Origin of the sequence: Pseudacidovorax sp. 1753 (genome assembly GCF_040544975.1) — a bacterium.
Lineage (GTDB): Bacteria > Pseudomonadota > Gammaproteobacteria > Burkholderiales > Burkholderiaceae_C > Xenophilus.
In genome coordinates, this window is sequence record NZ_JBEPKY010000002.1 from 292,911 (window position 1) to 317,614 (window position 24,704).

Annotated in this window: 27 protein-coding genes; 4 read left to right on the forward strand and 23 right to left on the reverse strand. The window is 66.3% G+C overall.

The features are described 5' to 3' along the window. Positions 1-136: 136 nt before the first annotated feature. Positions 137-715, forward strand: a complete 579-nt coding sequence (locus tag ABIC63_RS03755) for a papain-like cysteine protease family protein (RefSeq protein ID WP_354318721.1) — start codon at positions 137-139, stop codon at positions 713-715. A 1-nt stretch (position 716) separates the two neighbouring features. On the opposite strand, the gene ABIC63_RS03760 is transcribed toward ABIC63_RS03755, so the two are convergent. After that, positions 717-917: a hypothetical protein gene (locus ABIC63_RS03760; protein WP_354318722.1), complete on the reverse strand. Its 201-nt coding sequence runs from the start codon at positions 915-917 to the stop codon at positions 717-719. Between the two features lie 212 nt (positions 918-1,129). Here ABIC63_RS03760 and ABIC63_RS03765 point away from each other — a divergent pair, with 212 nt between their 5' ends. Then, positions 1,130-1,795: a hypothetical protein gene (locus tag ABIC63_RS03765; protein WP_354318723.1), complete on the forward strand. Its 666-nt coding sequence runs from the start codon at positions 1,130-1,132 to the stop codon at positions 1,793-1,795. Further along, a complete protein-coding gene (locus ABIC63_RS03770; RefSeq protein ID WP_354318724.1) occupies positions 1,776-1,994 on the forward strand; it encodes a helix-turn-helix domain-containing protein in 219 nt (72 codons plus the stop codon). Before ABIC63_RS03765 ends, ABIC63_RS03770 begins: the two co-directional genes overlap by 20 nt. Here ABIC63_RS03770 and ABIC63_RS03775 read toward each other — a convergent pair. The 22 genes from ABIC63_RS03775 to ABIC63_RS03880 all read right to left on the reverse strand — a co-directional run bounded on the left by ABIC63_RS03775 (position 1,981) and on the right by ABIC63_RS03880 (position 22,290). Further along, positions 1,981-2,250, reverse strand: coding sequence for a hypothetical protein (locus tag ABIC63_RS03775; RefSeq protein WP_354318725.1), 270 nt, complete (start codon positions 2,248-2,250; stop codon positions 1,981-1,983). The genes ABIC63_RS03770 and ABIC63_RS03775 overlap by 14 nt on opposite strands. Next, positions 2,247-2,603 (reverse strand): hypothetical protein, encoded by a 357-nt coding sequence (locus ABIC63_RS03780; RefSeq protein WP_354318726.1) that lies wholly within the window; start codon positions 2,601-2,603, stop codon positions 2,247-2,249. Before ABIC63_RS03780 ends, ABIC63_RS03775 begins: the two co-directional genes overlap by 4 nt. Beyond that, positions 2,600-3,208, reverse strand: coding sequence for a lysozyme (locus ABIC63_RS03785; RefSeq protein ID WP_354318727.1), 609 nt, complete (start codon positions 3,206-3,208; stop codon positions 2,600-2,602). The genes ABIC63_RS03780 and ABIC63_RS03785 overlap by 4 nt, the downstream gene beginning before the upstream one ends. A 1-nt stretch (position 3,209) precedes the next feature. Further along, positions 3,210-3,491: a hypothetical protein gene (locus ABIC63_RS03790; RefSeq protein ID WP_354318728.1), complete on the reverse strand. Its 282-nt coding sequence runs from the start codon at positions 3,489-3,491 to the stop codon at positions 3,210-3,212. Further along, positions 3,488-3,850 carry a hypothetical protein gene (locus ABIC63_RS03795; protein WP_354318729.1) on the reverse strand — a complete coding sequence of 121 codons (363 nt, stop codon included), beginning with the start codon at positions 3,848-3,850 and terminating at the stop codon, positions 3,488-3,490. Before ABIC63_RS03795 ends, ABIC63_RS03790 begins: the two co-directional genes overlap by 4 nt. Positions 3,851-3,908: 58 nt before the next feature. Beyond that, positions 3,909-4,823, reverse strand: coding sequence for a hypothetical protein (locus tag ABIC63_RS03800; protein WP_354318731.1), 915 nt, complete (start codon positions 4,821-4,823; stop codon positions 3,909-3,911). Continuing rightward, positions 4,820-7,132: a hypothetical protein gene (locus tag ABIC63_RS03805; RefSeq protein ID WP_354318733.1), complete on the reverse strand. Its 2,313-nt coding sequence runs from the start codon at positions 7,130-7,132 to the stop codon at positions 4,820-4,822. The genes ABIC63_RS03800 and ABIC63_RS03805 overlap by 4 nt, the downstream gene beginning before the upstream one ends. After that, positions 7,132-7,446, reverse strand: a complete 315-nt coding sequence (locus ABIC63_RS03810; protein WP_354318734.1) for a hypothetical protein — start codon at positions 7,444-7,446, stop codon at positions 7,132-7,134. Before ABIC63_RS03810 ends, ABIC63_RS03805 begins: the two co-directional genes overlap by 1 nt. 5 nt (positions 7,447-7,451) lie before the next feature. Further along, the gene (locus ABIC63_RS03815; RefSeq protein ID WP_354318735.1) at positions 7,452-8,045 is read right to left on the reverse strand and encodes a hypothetical protein; all 594 of its coding nucleotides are present in this window, start codon (positions 8,043-8,045) and stop codon (positions 7,452-7,454) included. Continuing rightward, positions 8,045-11,710 (reverse strand): phage tail tip fiber protein, encoded by a 3,666-nt coding sequence (locus ABIC63_RS03820; protein WP_354318736.1) that lies wholly within the window; start codon positions 11,708-11,710, stop codon positions 8,045-8,047. Before ABIC63_RS03820 ends, ABIC63_RS03815 begins: the two co-directional genes overlap by 1 nt. Next, the gene (locus ABIC63_RS03825; protein ID WP_354318737.1) at positions 11,698-12,132 is read right to left on the reverse strand and encodes a DUF6950 family protein; all 435 of its coding nucleotides are present in this window, start codon (positions 12,130-12,132) and stop codon (positions 11,698-11,700) included. Before ABIC63_RS03825 ends, ABIC63_RS03820 begins: the two co-directional genes overlap by 13 nt. After that, complete coding sequence (locus tag ABIC63_RS03830) at positions 12,132-12,749, reverse strand: hypothetical protein (protein ID WP_354318738.1); 618 nt, start codon at positions 12,747-12,749, stop codon at positions 12,132-12,134. Before ABIC63_RS03830 ends, ABIC63_RS03825 begins: the two co-directional genes overlap by 1 nt. Then, positions 12,746-13,378 (reverse strand): hypothetical protein, encoded by a 633-nt coding sequence (locus tag ABIC63_RS03835; RefSeq protein ID WP_354318739.1) that lies wholly within the window; start codon positions 13,376-13,378, stop codon positions 12,746-12,748. Before ABIC63_RS03835 ends, ABIC63_RS03830 begins: the two co-directional genes overlap by 4 nt. Continuing rightward, a complete protein-coding gene (locus tag ABIC63_RS03840; protein ID WP_354318740.1) occupies positions 13,375-15,897 on the reverse strand; it encodes a phage tail length tape measure family protein in 2,523 nt (840 codons plus the stop codon). Before ABIC63_RS03840 ends, ABIC63_RS03835 begins: the two co-directional genes overlap by 4 nt. 159 nt (positions 15,898-16,056) lie before the next feature. Then, a complete protein-coding gene (locus tag ABIC63_RS03845) occupies positions 16,057-16,464 on the reverse strand; it encodes a hypothetical protein (RefSeq protein ID WP_354318741.1) in 408 nt (135 codons plus the stop codon). 4 nt (positions 16,465-16,468) lie between these two features. Further along, positions 16,469-17,122 (reverse strand): phage tail tube protein, encoded by a 654-nt coding sequence (locus tag ABIC63_RS03850; protein ID WP_354318742.1) that lies wholly within the window; start codon positions 17,120-17,122, stop codon positions 16,469-16,471. 11 nt (positions 17,123-17,133) lie between these two features. Next, positions 17,134-17,577, reverse strand: coding sequence for a hypothetical protein (locus tag ABIC63_RS03855; protein ID WP_354318743.1), 444 nt, complete (start codon positions 17,575-17,577; stop codon positions 17,134-17,136). A 1-nt stretch (position 17,578) separates the two neighbouring features. After that, the gene (locus ABIC63_RS03860; RefSeq protein WP_354318744.1) at positions 17,579-17,887 is read right to left on the reverse strand and encodes a head-tail joining protein; all 309 of its coding nucleotides are present in this window, start codon (positions 17,885-17,887) and stop codon (positions 17,579-17,581) included. A 14-nt stretch (positions 17,888-17,901) separates the two neighbouring features. Continuing rightward, positions 17,902-18,939: a major capsid protein gene (locus tag ABIC63_RS03865; protein WP_354318745.1), complete on the reverse strand. Its 1,038-nt coding sequence runs from the start codon at positions 18,937-18,939 to the stop codon at positions 17,902-17,904. A gap of 40 nt (positions 18,940-18,979) precedes the next feature. Next, entirely contained in the window at positions 18,980-19,345 is a 366-nt protein-coding gene (locus ABIC63_RS03870; protein WP_354318746.1) for a head decoration protein, read from the reverse strand. Between the two features lie 39 nt (positions 19,346-19,384). Beyond that, entirely contained in the window at positions 19,385-20,779 is a 1,395-nt protein-coding gene (locus ABIC63_RS03875) for a S49 family peptidase (RefSeq protein WP_354318747.1), read from the reverse strand. Next, positions 20,776-22,290 carry a phage portal protein gene (locus tag ABIC63_RS03880; RefSeq protein ID WP_354318748.1) on the reverse strand — a complete coding sequence of 505 codons (1,515 nt, stop codon included), beginning with the start codon at positions 22,288-22,290 and terminating at the stop codon, positions 20,776-20,778. Before ABIC63_RS03880 ends, ABIC63_RS03875 begins: the two co-directional genes overlap by 4 nt. Before the next feature lie 540 nt (positions 22,291-22,830). Here ABIC63_RS03880 and ABIC63_RS03885 point away from each other — a divergent pair. Continuing rightward, the gene (locus tag ABIC63_RS03885) at positions 22,831-24,690 is read left to right on the forward strand and encodes an AAA family ATPase (protein WP_354318749.1); all 1,860 of its coding nucleotides are present in this window, start codon (positions 22,831-22,833) and stop codon (positions 24,688-24,690) included. Positions 24,691-24,704 lie beyond the last annotated feature (14 nt).

Genomic DNA, 24,704 nt, shown 5'->3' on the forward strand with positions numbered 1-24,704 from the left:
CGGATGGGGGCAGGTCAAGCTCGAAGACTTTCATCTTTGGGTGTCGAGGCCACGAAGCAGCGGCGTATCGGATTGCCTGGGTTGCAAGATACCGCAGTGGCGATCATGATCGATTCGCCATCGAGGGAGGCACCCAATGAAGCGACGAGACATACTGTTGTCGGTTCCACTAGTTTCGCTGGCAGGCACGTTGCCGGTGCTGGCTGAGCCTGTGGGCGTGCCTTCCATGTTCATGACCAAGGCGATACAGAAGACTCCCGTCTGGTGCTGGGCGGCAGTGCTGGAAATGCTGCTCAAGCACCACGGCGTGCCATGGGAGCAAGAAGACATCGTTGCGGCGATCAAAGGGCAACTCGTCGTGGAAACCGCGTCTTCAGGAGAGATTTCCGCCTTTCTCAACGGGCTCAAGCTCAACGCCAACGGCACGATCTGGAGGGCGAAATGCTTGGCGGGGTCGGGGGCGCCGAAAGTTCAGTACGTCAATTACGAACTGAAGAACAACCGGCCATTCATTCTCCAGATCCAGCTCAGCCCGCAGATGCGGCACGTCGTTCTCGTGACGTCGGTCAACATGATCGATGAGGGGAACGGCACGACCAGGCTAGCCCATGTTTCCTACGTGGACCCCTTGGATGGCCAAGTCCACGTCTTCACCGGAAAGCAGTTTTATGACCGCGCCCTCAGCTACTGGTTCGTAAAGATCAACGAGGCATAGCCTACCCCAACAAGACCAGCTGCGGCGTCGGTTGGACCACCTCTTTCACTGCAGTGGCCATTTGGCGCTTCAGGTCCTGAATGCGGCTGGCTATCTCTCGCTTGATGGTGAGGAGCTCAGCTGCCAGCTCCATAGCCAACGTTCCCACCTCCACACCAGCCTGAATGTTGCTGTATTGAACGGCGTCTGCGGCTTTCGACAAGGCCAACCTTGTAGGTATGCGCGAGCTGGGCGACGTGGGGGAAGCGTACTTCTCGGTTCAGCTCGACACATGGCGAGCGGCAGCGGCACGAGTGCCCGCACCGAGCATGGTTGATCGGGTTCGAGGGCCTTCGTTGAACTAGGCGATTTTAGCCTATACAATTGAGCCCATGCCAGCCGATTCCCGGCGCGGCGAACCCCACCGGAGCCTCCATGCACCCGACGCAACTGATCCTCACCGCTGACGAAGTCCGCACTCTCGCAACCCAGCCGGAGCGCCTCGTCGGCCTCGGTGTCTACTTCCAAGGCTTCTACGGCAGCGCCTCTGATGCCGGCGCCATCAGCAGCGCCGAGGCCGTCGCCGGCGACGTCTCGTTTGTCGTACACCTCGAAGACGGCCGCGTGATCCGGGACAACCGCCTGTCCCGCGCCTTCGGCGGCCTGCGCGCGACGTTTCTCATCAATGGCAAGATGCACGGCCGCCCCTACCTCGACGAGCTGGTCGCCATCGCGACCACTCGCGACATTCTGGCCAGCGCAGCGAAGACGGCCGAGGTCGCCACCTACGCCGCACGCATGCAGGCCGCTGCGGACCAGTTCGTCGGGGTGCGCTTCGGCGTCTTCGCCGTCACGAAGGGCAAGCTCAAGGCCCGCGTCCGTTACAGCCTGGACAATCGCGCAGACGGCCGCGCGTGCGTCACGATCTATGACCGCGACTACGGCGACGATCTGCGCGCCATCATCCCCACCGGCTACGAGAACGACACCGATTCGATGGTCGACTACTTCGACCGCGGGCGCGTGGTGCTGTTCGAAGGCCATCCCCTCTACGAAGCCGCGCGCGAGCGCGCAATCTCCAATGCTGCCCGACGCAAATAAGCACAACCCGGACCCCGCCTACATTCGCACCCTGATCGAGCAGGCGGGGTTCTCGCAGCGGGGAGCGGCCCGCCAAATCGGAGTGAGCGAGCGCATGATGCGCTCCTACTGTGCGCCGCTCGACGTGTCCACCCACTCGGCCGCGCCGTACACCGTGCAGTTCGCGCTCGAATGCCTCGCTGCCGTCAAGGCCCCGTGATCGGCGCGATGCACTCTCTGAGCACCGCGCGCATCTCGTCCTCATATCCCTCACGCAAGAGCAGTTCGGCCTGAGCCGCGCCGATCCAGCGATCCACATCCACGCCCAGGCGCAGCAATTCCGTGGGCATGGCAGGCCGCTCCGGCTCATTCGCGCGGCATTCGACCGGCACGGGCACATTGATCCGCACCGGTGGGCCGACAACACATCCCGCCAGCAGGGCCGTAGACAGGCCCAGGAATGCCGTTCGCTTCATGGCTCGGCCCTCCCACGCATCCAGCTGTCGACGCGCGCCTGTGCGCTCGCGCAGACGTCGCCCGGCACCGCGGGAGGCGTCGACAGGATGAGCTGCGCCATGGCCTCTTGCTGCCGGCGCCGCTCCGCCGCGGTGGCCTGCGCCGCCTTCGCGCGCCGGCCGCGCTCGTCGGCCAGCTCACGAAGGTCGGCGACCCCGTCGCTGCAGGCCGACGCATCGGCCCGCGCAGAGTCACGCTCTCCCATCGTGCGCGTTGCAGCGTCCCGCGCGTGCAGCCAGGCCGCGCCGAGGGCTCCATTCGCCGCCACGCTTACCGCCAAGGCCAAGCCCAGCGCCTGGGGCCCCGTCATCATGGAAAGGCCCTCTCGCCGGCCGCAATCGCGTCCTGCACGGCCCAGCCGAGGAACACCAGGCGCGTCGCATGGCGGCGCCGCTGCAGGCCCTTGAGCACCTGGCCACCAGCCCTCACCCACTTCGGCAGCTCATCGGCCGCGCCCGCGTAGTCGCCGGCATTGAGCTTGCGGAGGAACGTGCTGGGCCGGCCGTCTGCCAGCCACAGGATGCCATCGCGCCCACGGCCGCCGGGCCCGGTGTTGTAGACAGTAGAGACGATGGCATCCCATTGGCACTGCGAGAGCTGCACCCTGACAGCCTCGCGCACAGGCGGCTCGAAGTCACGCACCAAGCGGCGCGCATAGCGGCCGTCTGCCTCCGCCTGCGTAATCACCAAGCCCGGCCGCACGTTGAGGGTGTCGCCCCACCCAATCGTCCACGGTGCGCCGCTCAGCCGCGCGAACGGCGTTGGCACCGCCGACATGTTGTACGGATCGAAGCGAGCGCGGCGCAGCGCGGCAAAGAGCGGCGAGGCGGAATCGGGGTACGCCAGCAGCCGGCAAGCCTCATAGTGGTGATTCAGGGCGTGACATGCGTCGCCCGAGCGCATTTCAGACAGCACCATCTCACCCCTCCTTCACGCGCGTTCGCACGATGAGCACGGCAAAGCCGCCGATGACAAAGACGTCCTGCAGGTCGGGCGCGCGCAGCGGCAGGAGCAGGGTTGCGACTGCTCCGGCGCCGCCGATGGTGAGCAAGCCCCAAGCGAGCATCTTGAGCAGCTCGACGGCGCGGGCCCGTGCGCTGCGCGGCCACTGCCGCCACCCTCGGCAGCGCTCCAGCTTGTTGAGGCCCTCGGCAACAACGATGAGGCCGCATACGGCATAGACCCAGAGCATGAGCTTCATGGTTGCGCCTCCACACGATCAGCAACCCGCTTGATGGCCCGCTTGAGCACCTCGCGCGCGCCGCCACCAATGGCAAAGGCGATGCCAAGCATGACGGGCTCGGGGGCGTTGGTGGCCCACAGCACCGCGGGTGCCATGTAACCCGCCGCAAGGCTGCTGGCAAAGGCAACACCCATCCGCCGCAGTGACGTGCGCACCAGGTGCACGATGGTGTCGCCCGTGGTGGGCACCGTGTCCAGGATTGCAATCGCGACCACGGCCCCGGCGAAGCCGGCCACCAGGAAGTCCGGCCGCAGTCCGAGCGGGACCCCGAAAGCGGTGAGTACCGGCACCGTCGCCGTCGCAGCAGCGAACGTCATCGCTGCCGTAGTTGTAGGTTCTGCCATCAGAGGTCTCAGTGCGCAGCAGCTGCGCTGATCAGGTGGGAGCCGGCACCCAGGCGAGTGATGCCGGGTCGGTGTAGGTATCGCCGTTGAACTTCCCGCCACTACCGAAGGCGGCCTGCCACAGCGCGTAGTCGATGGCATCGACGTCGGCATACGCCCGGCCGCTGGCGGTGAGGTCCTCCACATAGGCGCGATACAAGATGCGACTGGGCGCCTTGTCGAAGTTCAAGCCGCCCCACGGTCCCCCTGTTCCGACGAATGCGAGCGGGTTCACATCCGTGGCGGTCGCCAGTCCTGTGCCCACCTGGCCGTTGACGCCCACATTGGCGATCCGGTTCGAGCCCACCGGCGCAACCGTTTCTGTCGTCGCCGGCACGGCCCGCGATCCAAGGTGCGAGGCAGCGCCGGCCGAGGGCCGGGGAATGCCAGATTCGGTGTGGAAGAGATAGTTGCTCGTGGCACCGGTCTGGCCGGTCGCCCAAGCCACCGCCTGGCTACTTCCCTGCAAGCCCGGCCGCGTCGTCTTCCACCACACGCTGAAGAAGAACTTTCGCGTCGCCCGATTGGCGAAGATGTGGTTCCGAATGGCGGCGGGCAACAGGATCTGCCAGTTCAGATTGCCCGAGGCCGCTTGCGTGCCAGACTGCGTGATGATGCCGTGTACGCCCCCCTTCCCCGTCCTTTCGACCACGAACTTGTTCGCGAGGGCCACGGAGGACACGAAGCCGTGCGTGTCGATTTCGGGCACGGCCAGCAAAGCCGCGGCTTTGTTCGACAGGGCATTGGGGATCGTCGCGCCATTGCCTAGCGCTGTGAACGCGCCTTGGGCGAGGGTCGGATCGAACAGGAAAAGCGACCCATCGGACTCGATCTTGTCGCGCTCGATGATCTTGGGCGCGGTTGTGTCGGTGAGAGTCAGGCCGTCGAGACGGATGATCTTGCTCATTGCATGTACCCCAGTTCGAGGATTCGTTGGAAAACTTGTTGGGCAACCACGGCGTAGCCCGCGGCGTTCAGATGCACGCCGTCGACGCGCAGCGAGCTGGGCACGGTGCCCGCCGCCATATCGGCGGTGTCCTGGCTCGTGGGCGCAAGGCCGGCGTCGGCCAAGCCGTAGGCGACGAGGTAAGGCCGGATGGCGATGTGACGGCGGCCGAAGGTGGCCGCCCATTCGGCGTCATCGGGATCGGCCGCGGACGTGCCGCCGGGCTTGCTGATCCAGATCGTGCGGATCTTGAGCGCGCTCAGATGCCGCTCGATGGCGAGCGCGTCCTGAATTGCGCGGGCGTTGCTGGGCCCGTTCTGGCCGATCCAGCCGCACACGATGTCGCCGCGCCTGGCCTCGGAGAAGTCGGTCCGATAAGGGGCCGGCCGATTGCAGGTCACCACGGCACCTGCGGTGTTGCGCGTAAAGACGTAGTAGTTCGCCGGATCCCAGATGATGTTTGGACCATTCGGCTGCACCAGCTGCATCAGTCCGGGCACTCCGGCGAGCGACCCCACGAAGCTGCTCCCCGGCGTGCCGGTCCCCTGCAACAGAGGCACCGGGGTTTGACCGTTGATCTTCTGGAGATCGACCCGCACCGGCTCGGCCGCTGCAGGAATGGCGCCGCCCTGAGGCAGCAGCAGGAAGGGATTGGCGCCGGTGCGCGCCGCGATGGTCACTGAGGACTCCCCTCCGACCCCACCGTTGCGCACCGCGACGTTGAAGCCCGCGGTCGTCAGTAGCGCTTGAAGAACGCCCGGGTAATTGGTCCCGCCTCCACCAGCGCCCGCTGTCAGCGAGTCCCCCCAACAGATGATGTTGGGCCCACTCACAATGGGGCGCTCGACATTGGACCAGGTGGGGCGATAGGCCCTGGCCGGCGCGTTGAGTTCAACGCCTCCAATGCCCACCGCGATGAGCTGCAGCGCACGCGCCGTGGGCCTGCCCGCCATGTCGCATTCGAGCCAGGTCCGGCGGTTCGCACCGTCGACCAGTGCAATGCCGATGTCGTTGAGCGCTTCGTCGGCGCCGAGGGCCGACAGCTTGTCGGCGAGATCCAGCGCCGTCATTCGGGCGCGCGTAAGTCCCGCGCCAATGAGATCCAGGGCGCGGGCTGTGGGCCCGCCCCGCATGTCCGCCTCCAGCCAGAGTCGCCGCTTGGCGCTGTCGACCATTGCAAAGCCGATGTCGTTGAGCGCCGGGTCGATCTCTTCGGGCTTCGTGAAGCCTTCCAGGCCAAGGCCAGGGACCCGGCTCGGCGTCAGGCCCGCACCGATGAGGTCGAGGACACGACCGGTCGGCTTGCCGTCCATGCCGGCCTCGATCCATAGGCGGCGGCCATCCGCATCCGTCACCGCGAAGGCCAGGCCTGTCAGCGCTGGATCGTTGTCGCGCAGCGTCTTCGACAGATCGGCGACGTTGACTTTGCCGGCAAGACCGGTGCCGTCGATCCGCTTCCACGCGCCGGCCGTGGTGGCGAAGGCGGTATATCGGCCCGCGTTCGGGACGACGGCCGACGTGGACGGATCGACGTGCGTGCCGAGGTCACTGTCGAGCACTTCGGCACCCTGGCCGACCGCCGTAGGCGTCAAGGCGGCGAGACCTTCCTCGCCGGCCCAGGTTGCCCGGGTACGGGACGACGATTGGGCACTTGCCGCAGCGGTCGTGGCAAGCTGGGCCTTGGCTGCCGCGACCTCAACAAGGCTTTGCGTCTGGCCCTTGAGTTCCTCCGCCGCTGCCGCCGACAGCGCGGCCTGCTCCTGTGCATCAAGGGCGGCCTGCTTGAGCGCGATCAGCTCGGGCGTGGTGACCATCTCTCCCGCATAGGCCCACGCAGTGCCGTTCCACACGTACAGCTTCGAGCCGGCAACGATGTAGCCATCGCCAGCCGTGTTCCCCTCAGTCGGCAAGTCGGAAACGTCGTCTTCGGCGCCCTTGAGCACCAGCCCCCGCCCCTGCAGGTCTCCAGCCTGCCAGGCCTGCCAGAGATCGCCGAACTCGCCGAGGATCTGCTGCATGGCCTGCAGGGCCTCGGGCACGTAGCCCTGCGTCGGCACAAGTGCATAGCTCAGGCCCGCGCCGCCGGCGCCGGTGTAGGCCGTCGCGAGCTGCAGCTCGCCGTCACTGACGATGCGCTTGACCTCCAGCACCGCGCCGGGCACGGACAGGATGTCGCCCGGCAGCGCATTGCGCACCCACGCCGTGCCGGCGCCCAGGACCACGTCCGAGCCCGCGACGAGCGTGATGGTGCCCGTGCGATACCAGCCCATCAGGCCACCTCACGCACCGGCGTGGCGCCGGTCAGGATGTTGGCGTCCGAGGCCGAGGCGATGACTTGCTCATAGACCCATTGGTCGACGGCGCCGCTGGGCACGCCCGGGAGCTTGACCTGAATGAGCGTGACGTGCTTTTTGCCCGCGTCCTTCGAGGCGCGGGACTGATACGAGTAGAGGGTCGCGGCCGTGGATTGGAGCGGGTACACGATCTGGCAGATGGCCAGCACGTGGAAGCTCGGCTGCGCGTCCGTGCGCGGGTCGACGACCTCCTTTTCGAGGCCGATGATGGGTGCGGTGTTGTCGTCCATGGTCATCACGTGGTGGGAGATTCGGGGGGCCACACGACGGCGAGCACGGCCGCGGGCGTGGTGGCTGCGTGGATGGCGTCGCGCAACGCTTGACGGGTGCCGACGAGGTACTGACTGGCGGCACGGAAGGCCAAGACCGCTTCCAGCGTCTTGGCGCGCATGTCCTCGGGCGCAATGCCGCGCGCGGTGGCGATGCCGTCGAGGTACGGCGTGGGCGCGGACGCGTCGGCCTGCCAGGCGAGAGCCTCGCGCTCCTGCGTGGGCCAGGTCTGCCGCTCGAAGTCGGGATAGCCCGCGGTGAGCGCAGAGGCCCGTCGGCGCGCCTCAGCATTGACGGCCGCCAGTTGCTCCGCCCGGATGTCGTCCAGCGTCCGCGGATCAACCCAGCTGTGCGACGGCCAGTCGAAGACACATGCAGGCGATGGCGGCTCGCCCATGTCGACCCACACGTCGGCGGCGATGTCGCGCCAGTGGCGATCACTGGGCGGCAGGACCCCGACGACCTGGCAGCCTTCCGGGGGCGCCGGTACTTCGAGCCCTTCGCCATGCATCAGCACGCGGCCCAGGCCATCAACGATGGAGAACGCGACAAGGGCCATCAGGCGCCCCGCTTCCCGATGAAGACGGCCAGGCGCGTCGTCTCGCCGCCCACCGCCCAGATCGTGTGCGAGCCAGCGGTGCACGTCACGACGCTGGTCATGACGCTGCCAGGGAAGCGGTACTGCGTCGCCCCAGACATGCCCATGTCCACCCATTGCGAGTCCGAGTAGACCGTCGTGGGCGAGACGCCCGTCAGCGTCCGGGTCTCGGCGCCGGGCCCGGATGAGCTCCATGTCGACTGCTGCCCGAACTCGGCCACGCAGAACGCTTCCCACACCTGCCCGCCTGGCACAGTGAAGCTCACCGCCGCGGAGCCCGTGCCCGTCGAGAACGCCGGTGCCACGATGGCGCCGCCGGCTACTTTGAGGGTGTCGATGTCCGCATTGCGGATCATGGCCATGTCGATGAACGTGCGGCCGTCCTGCACCTTGAACGGCGCTTCTGCGGAGTTCGAGCCGAGATCGTTGATGACCCGGAACAGGTTCGCGAGGATGACCACCTCCGACTGCACATCGATGCCGCCATTCGTGCTGGAGACGCTGCTCTTGAGGCCAGCGATCACGCGCCGGCCGAGCGGCGTGGAGATCTCCGTCTTGAGCATCAGCTGCGCGGCGACGTTGCCGTCCAGGCTGGCGAGCGCGAGCTGCTGCTCGCTCACCGTGGCCGATAGGCCACCCAGCGGCCCCGTGGACGCGTTGAGATAGGAGTCGTACGAGGCGAACGCCGAATTGAGCGTGGCCTCCAACTCCACATCCGACACGTAGGTCGACTCAATGTCATCGACGCGGGCACGCATGGTGAGGATGTCGCTCGCGAGGGCAGCGTCGGCCGTGGCCCGCACGGTCGACTCTTCGAGAATGTCCGCCTGCGCATCAGCCAGGCCGGCCGACAGCAGCGTGATCTCCTGCGCCATGGCCTCATCAGCCGAGACGAGGACCTCGATCTGGTGCGCATACAGCGCATAGTTGTGGTCGACCTTGGCCTCAAGGATCGTGGTCAGGCGCCGCAGCGACCGGCCCATTTCGCTCACGCTGACCTCGGCGCGGAGGATGCCCTTCATGTCGGCCGCGGCGGACTGGTCGCGGAACTGCTGCAAGCGGGCATCCACGCGGCCCAGGTATTCAGCGATGTCGGGCACGTCATCGAAGTCGGGCAGCGTCATGGCCTCCGTCGTGCCCCAGCCGCCGGCATTGCCCGCCAGGTCGACGGCGCGCACCCAGTAGCGGTGCAGGCCTGCCTCTTCCTCGACGCGCGTGAAGACACGCGATGTCGTCCGGCCGATCTCCACGGCGCCCAGCAGGGTGTCGCCCTTGCGGATCTGGTATTCGCGCAGCGGCTGCGTGGTGCGGCAGTCGCTCCAGCTGATCGACACCGACCGGCCCTGCGTGGAGTCGCTCACGTCGGGGGTCAGCGGCAGGAGCACATTGATCGATGCGCTGGACGGCTGCGAGCCCTGGCCGCTGCGGCTGTAGTGCACCGCCCACACCGTCTGCAGGCCCGAGGGGAACCATCCGATGTTCGCGCCGGTGGCATGGCCGTCGAAGCGCACATCGCCGCCGGCGGCCTCGGCCGTGTCGCCGCGGCCGATGCGGGTGCGGTCCCATTCGATCAGGTCCACGCCCGCTGGCGGGCTCCAGCGCGCATAGATCCCGTCACCCTCGACCGACAGCGTGAGGTCGCCCACCTCGGCCGGCGGCTCGGCGCCGTTCAACAGATGACCGGCATAGGCCCAGGCCGAGGCATTGAACGCCGTCTGAAAGCGCAGCCGCACCGTGTACTCGTTGCCCACGTCCAGGCCGAGCAGGAACGTCTCCACCGCATCGCCCGGCAGGTCGACCGTCTTCCAGGGCGCGACGTCCGGCGGATCGGGCTGGTTCGGGTCCGTGGCACCCTCGCGCCACTGCGCGCGGGTCAGGCCGCCATTCAGGACGAAGCTGGTCGTCGCGCGGTTCCAGCTGACGCGCGCCCGTGCGATGACGCTGCCGCCCTGCACTGCGAGCTGATCCGGGCCGCTCTCGACCTGCAGGTTCTGCGGTGCCGGCGGGACCTCATAGGGATTCGGCAGGTTGCTGTTCGGCGCCGCATCGGCCAGGACCTCGTCCGCCGTGTCGTAGTAGGCCGGGACATCCTCCAGCAGTTCCAGCGTGAGCGGGGCCTCGCGCGTGTAACTCCAGTCCGTCACGATGAACGGCTTGTTCTCGATGCCGTAGAAGGCGCTCGAATACAGCACGCGGTCGCCAGGCTGCAGGTGCCAAGCGAGCATCTTGGGGCGGATCTTGAGCACCAGCCCACCGCGACTGCGCTCGACCAGCACGCGGGCCAGCTGATGGCAGCGCACGTGCGAGCCCGTGAACGCCAGCGCCATGTCCGTCGATTTCTCGTGCGGGTCCAGGCCCAGGAACACCGCGTTCTGGTAGGCCGTGAAGTCCTCGCTGACGCCGTTGCGCTCGGCGTTGACGTAGGTCCCGCGCGCGGTGTTGTAGACCCGCTCCCCGGGGTTGCACGTCTGCACGACGCTGGTCGGGGCGAGCATGTCGGTGTCGCCCAGCACCAGCACCGGCGTACTCCAGGCGCCCGCCTGCATGCGCCAGACACCGGCCGTCTGCAGCGTGAAGCCGGCCATGCTGTCTTCGAGTTGCTGCCGCGTGGAATCCCGGTCCTGATCGCTGCGGAACATCCCATCGCACACATAGCGCGCACGGGACCATCCGTAGTTCTCGCCGTCGTCGTCGGCCTCTGAGCCGTAGACCTCATGGTCACAGGCGTTCGCCGCCGCGATCCAGGCGCCCGCCTCGATCTGGTCGGCGCTCGCGCCGTAACCCTCGCGCGACATGAGGAAATCCGCCAGGCACAGGGCCGGGTTGCGCGTGTAGCCGCGCGTGGCGGTGCGCGGGTCATAGATGGTGTTCTTGCCACGCACCTTGGCCGTGATCGACGGCGGCCCACCCTGGAAGCGCTCCATCACCTTGTTCACGGTGACCACCGCATAGGTGTAGCCCGAGAGGCGGTGCTCGGCCGTCCACATGCCCGGCGCGCCACCGATCGCTGCGTTGCACTGGTCGATCAGCCATTGATCCGCGACGTCCACGCCGCCGGGCGACAGGTGAATCCCCACGTGCACCATGGGCCCGTTGTCGAAGTCGAGATAGCCGCTGGGCTTGCGGCTCAGAGCCTCGTTCGTGGTCCAGCCATCCGGGCCGGCCTGGACGGGATCGTCCTCAATGTAGATCTCGTCGATGCCCTCGCAGGGGTGAGCTGCAAAGATGACGACCAAGTGCGTGAGCTGCGCACCCGCGCCCGTGGTGACCATTGCCGCGATGCTTCCGCCGATCCGGCCGGGCGAGCCGTAGACCACCGCATTGGGGGAGTCGCTCTGCAGCAGGGTGATACGGCGGTCGGCGAGGTTCGCGATGTCCTGCGCGAGCTTGCGCGCGGCGTCCTGGCGGGCCCGGCGCTTCGCCGCATTCGTGCTGTGGACCGAGCTGGCGACACTGAGCACGGTGAGGCCGGCCGTGATGACGGTTCCCCACGTCATCGTTCCCACCGCGGCCGTTCCGAGCCAGGTGTAGACGGCGCTGATGACGCCGGAGACCACCTCCGCGCGGGCAGGTGCCGCCGCCAGCGCCAGGCACAGGAAGACTAGGCCGCGGATCAGATGCGCCATGCCGCCTCCGCTGCCGTGATCGGCAGGAATTCCAGCCGGTCCGTCCCGGGCGCGACCACGTGGGCGCCTGTGCAGACGCCGAAGCTGTAGCCCGACACCCGGCCGACGCGCCCGCCGCTGCGGGCGAGGACGACGTCGCCCCGTCGCGCGGACAGCCCGGCCACCGAGGGCCCGAGAAGAAATTCGCCGGCAGCGATGAAGCAGTCTCGCGCGGGTGCGCCGGCTCCGGCCTGGCGCACGAAGCGCAGCGCTCGGAGCAGGCTTGCGCCCTGGAGCGGGCCGCCGTCGCCGCGCAGCGACCCGAGGGCATCCTCGCCCGTCACTTCGCGCACCCAGTCTGCCGCCACATGGGCGCAGTCATGCCGGAAATAGGCGAACGGCACGGCGCGCCGCGCGTCGATGAAGGCATCGAGGTCCGCCATCACCGGTACCCCAACATCCCGCGGATGTTCATATAGGCCAGATAGGCGACCGAGGCCCACACCGAGGGGTTGCCCACCAGGCCCTGCAGGTACTCGAAGCCGCGTTCGCCGGGAAACCGCGCCGTGTGCTGGACATGGTTCATGCGCAGGGCCGAGGGGTTGCTGCGCACGTCGTAGCTGACCGTGCGACAAGTCACACCAATGACGCCCTCTCGCTCCTTGCGCTCGACATGCATCTGATCCATCACGCCCGCGAAGCGCAGGACCGGCGCGCCGCTGATCTGCATGGTGTACGGGTCCACCATGGCGATCCAGATGCGAACGGGCCGGTCGCGGTACTCGTGGGGATCGCTCAGCGCGAAGGCCCGCATGTCCAGCGGCACGGGCGACAGCGACAGGGTGAGCTTCTCGGCGGCCCCGTCGTCGCCCTCGTGCATCTCGCCGATCTGGCCGAGCGAACCGACACCGGACCATGTGCTGCCCATGACCTCCACGTCCAGCGGCCAGTTGGTGAGCCTCAGCGTGCCCGTGGTCGCCCGCAGCTCCACGAGGGCCAGCTCGCCATAGACGCCGGCACCGGCCAGGGCAGCAAAACTTGCGTCAATGCCGACCGTCATTCCCAGCTCTCCATGAGGTCCAGGCTGTAGCCGCCCTGGAAGTCGCCGGGCGTGTCCTTCCAGCGTGTCTCGTTGCTGGTGCGCCGCATCAGGCAGGTGGGGCGATCCCACACCACCACGGCGCCGGCAGGCAAGGACACGCGCAGGGCCGGCTCGAACTGCAGCGTCACGGCCCCGCCCTGGACGACGGCATCGGCCTGCACGTGCAGCAGCTGGCGGGCCGCGCCGGTCGACTCCTGATGGACTCCGATCCAGTCGCCCAGCAGCACGGTGCGGCCGTTCTGGCCTGCAGCCGTCAGCGCGACCGAGGTCGCGCCGGCCGGCGTTGCGGCCGCCACGGTCCACACGCCCCGCGCGGTGCCGCGTGGCTCCGGGCTGCGCACGTCCCAGACGGCGATGCGGCCGACGCGCCCCCGCATGGCATGCAGCAGGGCACGCCACCGGGCCATGACCTCGGGGTCTTCCTCGCGCTCGTTGCTGACGATGGCGCAGGTGCGCCGCTGGGGCCCGAGCACGGCAACCTGCGTGCTGCCGGTATCTGCGTTGGTGTTGCCCAGGTCGAAGGACATCAGGCCCCACTCCATGCTGACGATGTTGATGTCGCTCGGCAGTTCGACAATGACGCTCATGCGGGAATCGCTCCCGTACGCTTGAGCTGCTCCGCGAACTGGCGCAGGGCCTCGCCCACGATCTGCTGCGTGGTCTGCACGATGGACGCGCGGTCCGAGCGCGAATCGATGTGGTTCGTGAGGACCGGCGCGAAGACCATCCCGCCTGCTCCCGCTGCATCGGGGTCCGCTGCGCGGTTGTAGCGGGCGGGGGTGATCTTTTCGCCCTTGTGGACCACCGCGAGCATGTCCTGCGGCACGTAGTTCGTGCCCGTGTCCATGCGCGGGGCGTTCAGAAGCGCGCTCACGTCGAAGCCCTTCGAGGCACCGAGGCCGGCCACGGCGCCATCGAGCGTGGCCTGCGTGGCCGCGCTGTAGCCGGCGCTGCCGCTGACCAGGCCCAGCACGCCGCCGATGGCCTTGAGCGCCGTCCCGAAGGTGCCCGAGCCCGAACCACCCTCCACAAGGTCGCCGAACATGGCCCGGGACAGCTTCGCCGCGGCGGCCTCGGCCGCCATGCGCAGCAGCAGCTGGAGCCACGCCTTGCCGATGTTGTCGAACTGGCCGGTGACCGCGTCATAGAGGCCGGCGCCGATCTGGTCCTGGATGTTGCCGGCGGCGCGCTTGGCGAAATCGTCGGCCTCGCTGCCGAGGCTCTTGAGGGCTTTTTCGCCCTCCTGATAGGCACCCCAGGCGCCCGCGACGGCGCGCGTGTACGTCTCCTGATCCAGGGCGCCCGAGGCCAGCAGGTCATTGAGCCTCTCGACCTCAGCGCTGTAGGTCTCCAGGGGCGTGCGGACCTGCTCCATGATCCGGCGGCCCTCGTCGAGCTGCTTCTGCCAGGCGGCTTCGCGCTCGGTGCGCTCCTTCTCTTCGCGCTTCGTGCGGTCCTTGCGTTCCTCGGCCGCATCAAGCTCGGCCGCGGCGCGGAGCATCTGCTGCTTGGCGCCCTCGGTGACGGTGCCGCCGTCGTTGCGGATGCGCTGGATCTCGGCGAGCGTCTGCTCGACTTGGCTCAGCTGCTGGGCTTTCTCAACCTGCTTCGTGAGCGTTTCGAGATAGCGCTTCGCGGCGGCCTCGGGGTCCTTCGTCTTCTCGGTCTTGCCGGCCTTGGCCCCGCCGCCCGTGCCGGGCCCCTTGATGGCCGGCGCCTCGGCCATCGACGCGATGGGGGCAACCTCGTCCGCGAAGCCCTTGAGGGCACCGGACGCCTTCGCGGCGCGGGCCTGCGCCTCGGCGATGCGCGGGCGCAGCTTGTCGAGGTTGCGCTGGTTCTGCGCAACGTTCTCGCCGCGGGAAATCGCCGTCTGGTAGCGCTCGGCCATTTCCACCAGGCGCGACACGTGCGCGGCGGCGCCGTCCGCCTCGGCCTTCATCTTGCCGAAGTCGTCGGTACCCAGGACCAGGGCAATGCGGCTCTTGGCGTTCGCGAAGGTGATGAGGTTGGCCGCGCCGCGAATCGCCGCCGTCGAAGCCGCGGTGAGCCAGCCCGTGAGGGTCTGAAATGCCGCCTTCGTCTCGTCCGATTCGAGGGTCTTATTGAGGCCCTCGACGGTGTCCTTGAGCTGCTTCATGGACCCGGTGTCGCCGGTCATGAGGCTGTCGATGTTGTTGCGCAGCGCGGCAATCGCCCCGCCGAAGGTGTCGCGCGCGGCCTTGGCGGCGCCGCCGTAGCTCGATTCCAGCGCCTGCAGGATGATCCCCTGCGCCTCGGCCGTCTTGCCCGTGGCCTCCAGCTGCTTGACCAGCTCTTTCTGGTCGTCGGTGAAGCGGAAGCCCTGCTTCGACAGAGCGGTTAGGCCCTGGCTCGGGACATCGAGCGCCTTGCCGATGGTCTCGGCGGACTGGTTGAGGTCCATCCCGAGCCGGGCCGACATGTCGATGACGGCCTGCATCGCGCGGGGCACCTGCTCGCCGACCACGCCCGTGTAACTCAGGAGGCGCGTCTGCGCCTTGTTGATGTCGCCGTCACTGAAAACGCTGTTTTTCTGCAGCTCGGACGCCATGTCGTTGAGCTGATCGAGCGACCAGCCGGCGGCCTCGCCGGTGGAGCGCAGGACGGCGGCCAGCTGGGCCTGCTCCTGCTCGGCATCACGGGTTTCGTTCAGGAACTTCGTCATGACGGTGGAGACGGACAGGCCCGCCAGCGCGCCCGCGAACACGGCCTGCAGCGAGCCGATGCCGGAAATGACACTGTCGACGTCGCGATTGAGGGACTCGAATACGCCCTTGGTCGCGTTCTTGGCCGTCAGCAGGATCGAGATTTCAGCGGTCATCGCGCCGCCCTTCCCTTGCCCGCCCCCGCTGCTAAAGCCGCGGTCACCTTCGCCTGCCGGCCTGGCTGGCCCGCGCGAGAGCGAGCACGTCCCGCCCCTTCGTGACGCGGCGCACTGGGCCCGTGGCCATGCCGCTGCTGGACAAACCAGGCACCGGCGAATCCGCCCAGGGATCGGGCGCCATGAAGTCCGACGCGAGCCACGGCCGACGCACGCCCTTGCGGATGGACGGCCCCTGATAGACCGCTGCCAGCAGCTGGGCATGCCGCAGCTGCGCCACGCGGGGATGCAGCTGCTCCGCTTTCATGATGACTCGCCAATGCTCGAACTCCTGTGCACTCAGATTGCGGCCCAACAGGCCGGCCAGCGTGCACCCCAGCAGCTGCGCGAGCGTGTAGGCGTCGCGCAGTGCGGGGTGCTCCCTCAGTTTTTTTCCGCGTCCTCCGCCGAGCCATTGAGCCGGCGCGCGATGTTGAAGAGATGGAGCGCCTCGTCCCGGTGCCGCACGCCGAAGACGTTCCATTCGGCGTAGGTCTTGAGCGGCTGGCCGTCCGCATCCAACACCTGGCGGGCGAGCGTGCGCACGGTCTTTTCAACCGCTGCCCGAACGGCCGCGGCTTGCTCGTCCTCGCCCGCGCGGGGCTTCTCGCGCGAGGCCATGACGTCGTCGGCCAGAACCTCGGTGAAGAGCGCGCCGCGGACGATGACGGTGCCGAGCGTGGCGGAGGCGACCTCTTCGGCCGGCACGCCCTCGGGCACGCCTGCGAAGGCCGGAGCGGAGGTGCTCGCCGCTGCGGCGGCTACTGCGACCGCGTTGGAAGACTTGCGCATCGCGTCAGTCCTCCACGCCGGCCACGGTCGCCAGCGGACCGCGCACGTTGATCTTGATCGGCGTCGTCACCGGCTGGCCCGAGGCGCCGCCCGGGGCCATCGAGGCACTCGGCATGCCCGCGAACAGCAGCGTGGTGCCATCGGCCCAGGTAAAGCGCACGGCACAGGTCGCGCGGGTGCGGGCCGCCGCCTTGAGGGCAACGAGCGCCGGGTCCGTGGGCACCCACAGCGAGCCGAACGAATACACGATGGGCGACGGCTTGCCGGGCACCGAGTGATCCGGGCGCGGGTGGATGGTCGCGATGTTCACGTCCGGCGCCTCGCCGCCGCTGGGCGTGATCTCCTGCAGCGTCTCGGCCTCGGCGCCGAAGGTGATGAGCTGCACCGTCGAGCCTTCGGCGATGGCACCGCGAAAGCCCGTCGAATCGACGCCCTGCAGCGTGAAGCCGTCGGCGGTCGGATCGGCCACCAGGCCCACGGCATAGTCCAGCGCGCCGATGCCTCGCGTCCGCACGAACACCGGGGCGTCCGCCTCGAAGCCATGGCCGGCGCATTGAATGAGGGTGGCGGCGCCCTTGGTGACGCCGGTGATGGCCTTGGCGCCGCCGAGCGCGGTCTGCACCGCGACGCTGACGTCCGCCCAGATTTGCACGTCCATGTGCGCTCCGATCAGGATGGTTGGTCCGGCGCCTCGCGCCGGAGAAGGAAGTAGGTGACGGTCCACAACTGCTCACGTGCGGCCATGGGCGTTTCGCCACCGTCGAAGGGCATGTGGCGACTGGCGAGCAGCCGCATGCGGTTGGCCTTGACGGCCTTGAACTGGGGCGAGCCGAGGACCCGCTCCAGTTGCAGGCCCAGGGCCCGGGCCTTGGCAGGTGCGTCGGCGTCGTCGGCAACCACGGCGCGCAGCAACAAGCGGAGGCGCCGTTGCTCGGCCCGGCCGGCGACCGGCGGGTCCACCTCTTCGCCCTGCTCGTGCTCGCGAATGAGGATGGCCGGCAGCTGGCTCGTGCCGAGGGCACGGACCCGGTCCAGAAAGACGTTCTCGCCGGCATCGGTGACGCCGACCAAGCCCGCGCGCACCGCTTCGAGGATCTGTTGCTGGGCGTGCATGTCAGCGGCCTTCGCTCAAGCGCACCGTGACCCAGCCCGAGGCATCAGGCGTGAGCCCACCGGCCACGTACCACGTCACGCCGTCGATCACGAGGGCCGAGTCCATCGCCAGCGTCGGCGCCTTTGCGAGGTCAAACGACGCGGTGGGCCCGGTCGCCTCGACCATGCCGTCGAAGACAGCCTGCGTGCGCTCGAAGACGACGCCGAAGGGCTCGCCGCCGTCGACCTGGGCGACCGCGTTCGCGAGCAGGGCCGCGGCGCCGGCATTCACCAGGCGCTCGATGCCCGCGAAGGGAGCAACGATGTTCACGATGCCGTGCCCGCTCAGGTCCGCTTCGCGCGCAGCAGCATGCCCGGGCGCGTGCACATGAACAGGGGATAGCTGTAGATCTCCGGCCGCACCCAGGCTTGCCGTTCCTTGTCCTCGACCACGATGGCGTAAACGTCTTGGCCGGGCGTGTTTACGAAGGGCAGGAATTCAGCGGGCGAGAACGCCTGCACGAAGGCGCCCGGCGCGTTGACGGGGAAGAACTTGCACTTGTCGGTGCCGATGGCCACGGTGGCGTTGTCATCGGTGCCCCGGTAGTTGATCCAGGTGATGTCGCCATAGGTGAACGAGCTGAACACCCGGCCCACGGCGCCGCGCAGGTCGGCAGCCTCCTGCTGGTTCAGGTAGGTACTGCGGACCTCGGCGTGGCTGGTGAGCTGGTCGAAGAACGCATCGCCGCACAGGCCCACCACGGACGTCTGCGGGTTCCATGCGCCTTGGGCGGCGCGCTGCATGCTGCGCACCACCTGATTGCACTTCGTGCGCACGGCGCCGGACTGCGGGTTGGCGGCGTCGAGGTCGAAATCGATCTCGCCTGGCTGCTGAATGCCGAAGGCGTCGAACCAGTTCCAGAGCACGGAGCCATCGGCATCGACCACCACACCTTGAATCGCGCCCAGGCGCATGTTCTCGTGCGTGAGGTCGACGGCGGCGCGCAGGCCCGTCTCGCCGCTCATGATCTCGGCCACCTCGTTCTGCACCATCTGCAGCTCGCTGTCCGTGCCGAAGGCGCGGATGCCGTCGATCTCGTGCGCGTAGAGCGTGTGGCCGCGGGCAATGCGCACGGTGCGGAAGTCGCGAAGGTTGCGTTTCTCGCGCTCGCCTTCGCTGATGGGGGCGCCACGCTCACTGGTCTGGATCAGCGACAGCACGCCACCCTTGTCCTCGACCGACACCGTGGGGGTGCGCACGCGCTTCGTGGTGAACAGGTTCAGCGAGCCGAGGAAGTTGGGTTTATAGGGAGCGCGCTGCACCGCGGCCGACATCTCGACCATGTGGAATGCGCGCTGACGGAAGACGTCCATGTGGGCCATCTGGGGTTCCTTGTGTGACTGGGTGGGGAGCTGCGGCGGATCAGCGCGCGACGATGCCGAGGGCGGCGAGCTGGGCCAGGGCGGCGGCCTTCTGCGGTGCAGTGATGCCACCCGGCCAGGCCAGGGCGGCGCCGTGGACCTCGGTGTCGCGGCTGTTGACGACGCCGGGGCGGTCGCCTGCGGTGGCGTCGACGGCGTCGAACAGCACGGCGGCAGCGGTCTCGCTGCCGTCATTGGCGGCCGGGTCCAGCACGGTGAACTTGCCCGAGGCGGTGACCTTGCTCAGCACGGCGCCGGCCGGGTAGACGACGCCGGCCACGAGGCTGACGGTGTCGCGCGAGCGAGTGCCGTTGGCCTCGCTCACGAGGTGCTCGGCCGCGTGGCGGCCTTCGACGAAAACGGTCATGGGGAATGACTCCAGAAAGGGAAAGAAGACCGGGCCGGATCAGCGGCCGGCCGGGCTGATGCCGAAGGCGCGGTCCCAGGTGGCGGAGACGGCGCCGGGCTGCTCGGCCTGCAGCGCGGCGCCTTCGACACCGCTGACAGCGGGATTGCCGATGGCGGCCATGGCACGGGCGAACTCGCCGCCGCCTGCAGCCGCGGCAGCCGCGGCCGGAGTTGCCGCAGGCACCGCAGCCGAGGCCGGACCGGCAGCGCCCAGGATCGCGGTCGACTGGTCGGCGCTCAGGCCCGTCGCGATGCACTGCAGCGCGAGCGGCATGTGCGCTGCGGCCGAGGCATGGCCCAGGATGGCCGTGACGCGCGCGCGCTCGCCCTGGGCGCCCTCGGCCCGGGCGCGCTCGACGTCTGCAGCGGCGGCCGAACTGGCCGAGCCCGCCGGCGGGTTGGTGGAATGGGCGGACGGGGCGCCGCCCTGCTCTTGGGAATTGCCGCTCATGGAGACTCCTGTGGTGAGGGCGGTTGCGACGCGGGCACCAGGCCCGGCGGGATAGGACCGCCCACGAAGGGCAGCCAATTCGGTGATGAGCTGATCGGCGGTAGCGACCCGGTCCGCGAGGCGCGCGCGCACGGCGGCGGCGCCGCGGAACACGGCCGCGCGGGTGTCTCGCACCTGCTCGGCCTCGATGCCGCGGTGCTTGGCCACGGCGTCGACAAACATCGTGTAGAGCCCTTCGATGTCGGCCTGCAGCGCCGCGCGCACTTCCTTGGGCAGCGGCTCATAGGGGTTACCGTCGACCTTGTGGTCGCCCGCAAAGATGTGCGTCACGGCCACGCCGTCGTTCTGCAGCGCGCGGGAGAAGTCGACGTGGCGCATGACGACACCGATGGAGCCGGCGTAGGCCGTGGACGTGATCGCGATTTCGTCGGCAGCGCTGGCGGCCAGGTAGGCGGCGCTGGCGGCCAGGTTGTCGGCGATGGCGCGCATGGGCTTGCGACCGCGCATGTCCTGCATGCGCTCGGCCAGCTCGAAGGCGCCGGCCACTTCGCCGCCCGGCGAGTCGAAGGCCAGCAGCACGGCATGCACATCCGCATTGCCCATGGCGTCTTCGAGATCGGCCGCGATCTGGTTGTAGCCCAGCAGGAAGGAGCTATCCGCCATGACGAACTGCGAGCGGTGCACGAGGGCGCCCTGCACGCCCAGAACGGCCACGCCATCCGTGACCATGTAGCCCCGTTCTGTGCGGGCGCCCTTGCGGGTGCTGAACATGGCGGGCGCTGCGGCCTCGGCAACCGCGCCGCCCGCCGCAGCAGCCACGGGCGCCAGCGGCGCGCCGAGCAGCCGCTGCCCCAGGCCCGACACGATGGCGTCCAGCTTCTGCGGGTGGATGAGCAACGGCGTGTTGAACACGCGCGAAGCGAGATGGGGGTAGTGGTTCATTGGGGCAGGCCCTCCGCCTCGGCGTCCTCGGGCGGTGCGTCTTCCTCGTCGGCCGGATCGGCAGGCAGAGCGACCGGTGCGCTGGGCTCGGGAATGCCGCGCACGGCGCGCATGCGCCGCTCCAGCGCGAGCTGGTCCATGATTTCTTCGTAGTCCCAGCCCTGTTCCGCACACTCCTGCTCCAGCGTGGAGATGCCGGCGGCCATGCGGATCTGCGCCGCGTTGGCTTCCTTCACTGGGTCCACCCAGCCACGGCCGCCAAAAATGAAACGGCAGCGCGAATAGGCGTAGCGCTTGGCGTAGAAGTCAGGCGCTTCGACCAGGCCGGAATTGATGGCCTCTTCGAGCCACAGCTCATAGATGGGCCGCAGCCAGTAGTCCATGAGCCAGCGGCGCCGGCCGTGGAAGTAGCGCCAGGCTTCCAGCAGCGCGGCGCGGGCGCTGCTGTAGTTGGTCTTGCTGAAATCCTTCAGCAGCAACTCATAGGGGAGATTCAGGCCCGCGGCGATGTGACGCAGCACGGCCAGCATGAACGCCTCAAAGGCGGCATTGGGTCGGCCTGGCGTGAAGCTGGATACCTTGGCGCCTACGGGCAGCGGGATGATGGCCGCGCCCTGCATGCGACGGAGGTTGCGCGCCTGCTTGACCGACTCGCCCCAGGCCGCGCGCGGGTCCTGCCCGAAGAGCGCACCCGCCGATTCCTCGTCAAGGTTCGATTCGAGGAAGGCCGCCACCAGCGAATTGGCGACGCTCGCCTCCAGCTCGTTGCTGGAGTATTTGCCGGCCATGTGGAATTCGCGCATGACCGCCGCAACGATGGGCTTGCCGCGGGATTGGCCCGTGCGCTCCTTGTCGTGCAGGTGGAGCACGCGGCGGCGGCCCCACGCGGTGAATGCGGGGATGCGCTCCCATTCGTCGGCGCCGGAGGCCCAGGCACCCATGGCATCGCCCGGATGACTGCGGCGCACGTTGTAGAAGGTCGGCGCGCCGTACTGGTCGAACTCGATCCCGCCTCGAATGTGCGGCATTGCCGCCATGGCCGGGGGCGTGGCGAGCCGGTCAGACTCCACCATCATGATCCGGGTCGCCCACGAGCTGCCCGGGCGCGGCAGCCACAGCGGCAGGCCCAGCCCGTCGCCGTTGACCATGCTGCCGCTCAGCGCCTGCAGCGTGAGCCCGAGCAGGTTGAGCGAGCGGCCGGCGTCGCATTCCGTCGTCTCAGCCCAGGACCGGAAATGGGCCTCGGTGTTGTTGCCCCAGTCGCGGGCCTTCTCGCGGGACCAGCCGAGCAGCCGGTAATCCGGCGTGGACGCAAGGCGCAACACGGCGCCCACGATGTTGTCGCGCAGCGTCTGGATGCCGCCGGCCATGAGGCCGTTGTTTCGCGTGAGGTCGCGCGAACGGGCAGTGAGAAGGTCCAGGTCCGGCAGGAGGTCGGCATCCGCACTGCCGCCGCCCGGGTGCCAATCGAACATGGCGTGGTCATGGCCGGCCGCGTGGTGGGCGGCCATGCTGGGGTCAGGCGATGCCCCGGACACAGGCACAGCGAGGGACGCGCTTCGAGTGAAGCGCTTTGCGCGGTGGCCCATCCTCAGACGATGTAGATGGGGCCGCGAAGCGGCACGCCTGCCCGCCGAGTCAACTCGGCATCCATATCCGCCAGTTCGCGCCGCAGTTCCTCAATGCGCTGCTGATACTGGACGCCACGCCCGTTAACTGTCGCAGAGGTGGGGCTTGTTAGGCGCTCGTGAAGGGAGGAGAACAGCTTTGCACGCAGCTCTTGCAGTTCTTGGTCCGTAGAGTGGCGATATAAGCCCATCCGTCAATGAGACCGTATGGACGTTGACAAGTCACGGCGGCAATGTCACAAACCACTGACACTGCAGGATGACTAGTCACTACTTACTCTGGAACTCAGTGGAAGACGGAGACGCAGGAATGAAGATAGAGGCGTAAAAGTAAATGAAGCACAGCCTCCGCATGCGTCAATTCATATTCAATTTCGCTCCCTGTAGCTATCCTTTTAAAATCATCATAATTGAAAGCTTGAAATGAGAATTGAATCATTCTATCAATTTGCGTCAATCGCCAGCTTTGAGGCCCTGGATATCCCTGATCTCACGTTGATCCATGGTCCTAATGGCGCGGGGAAAACTCATTTTTTACTGGGATTACACGAAGGGGCCCTGCGAGCATTAGAAGGCGACAAAATCCTATCAGTCTCCTATGCAAGTGATTTCAAGGATTTTAATCCACTGCAATATCAGAGGCCTCAAGCCGAACGCTGGCACCACGAGCAATATGACGGTCTAAAAAGATTTCTTCAAGAAAGTGTTTCAATTACCAATTTCATCAAACGAGAAACGACAGAACTTCAGCGACAGGCATTTGGGCCTCAAGGCAGATTAGAGTTAGTTGACTTAGCTCTAAAAAAGAAAATCGAGACCAACAAGGCTGCGCTACAAGCATACAATAATGAATTAATTGAAGAACTATCACGCGTTTTACCCGAGCTAAGTCGAATTGCTTCGAATGCAGCGGAATCCTCAGGGTTAGCAGTGCATGAGCTAAGCCTTGGAGACTTCGCGAATCCGGAATCATCTTTTACATCCGAATTCATACGACCAACGCTAGGACGGATTTTCTACTCTTATATTGATCAATTGCGTGCATATGTCCATTCGAATGTCAGAAAAAATCCTGACTACAAAATGACGGCACCTGAGGCGGCATTTACAGAGCGGTTCGGTCAAGCGCCATGGGAGGCCTACAACGAGGGCTTGGCCAAGCTTGGCATTGAATTTAAATTCAATGTTCAATTAGACGAATCCTTGGAGAATCCACAAATTTACCTTAATAAGGGAAGCAGCAGCAATATCTCTTTCGACAGTGTTTCGGCAGGAGAAAGAGTTCTTCTGAGTTTTGCGTTGGCGACCATGACCAAGGCACAGGGAACCATGCGAGTAGTACGCCCTGACGTCTTATTACTGGATGAACCCGACGCTCATTTACATCCTGCACTAGTAAAGGATTTTTTCGCACTCATCATCGAGCCCCTTATTGCCGAGGGGACGAAAATAATAATTACGACGCACTCTCCTACCACAGTAGCATTGGCTCCTGAAAACTCGATATTTAGAAAGATTCCAAACTCTGGCCTAGAGCGAACGACTAAACAAGAGGCGATCGATTCATTGCTGGAAGGCGTTCCTCATCTCGCTCTCGACTATTCAGGACGTCGGCAAGTATTTACCGAAAGTACATTGGATGCAAGGGTTTATCAGCGGCTGTACGAACTCAATAGAAGTCGATTGCTGACAGAAAGATCATTAACATTCATTGGGGTGGGAGCGGAAGTAAATGGCGGTAAAGACCGGGTCAAATCCATCGTCAAAACTCTTCGCTCCAGTGGAAACGGAACAATCTATGGCCTTATTGATTGGGACTGCGTGGAGCCGGGGGATTCTTACATTTCGGTGTCGGGACAAAGCATCTTCTACGGCATCGAAAATATTATTTTAAACCCATTCTACATAGCTGCCGCGCTTCTAAGGGCGAAAAGCGTCGACTACTTCCCCGGACACAAATTTTCTCTGCTCCCGAGTATTGATGGCCAAGCTATCCAATCACTCGCCGACATCATCATTGATAGACTAGAATTTGACAGGAATTGTGGAAACACTTTTTTGCACTTTGTCGAAGGCGGTGGAGTTTCTATTCCAAATTCATTGTTATTGATGGATGCCCACGCCTATGAAAAAATGGTAGTGAAAATTTTTCCAGCATTAACACGTCTTCCGACTACTTCTGATAAGTGCTTGAAATGGATGATAGCCGATCAAGTGTTGTCTGAGTTCCCTAAATTTTGCCCAGAAATAATAAATTCGAGTTTTGAATATTTGTTGCGCTGAAGTCATGAATAATT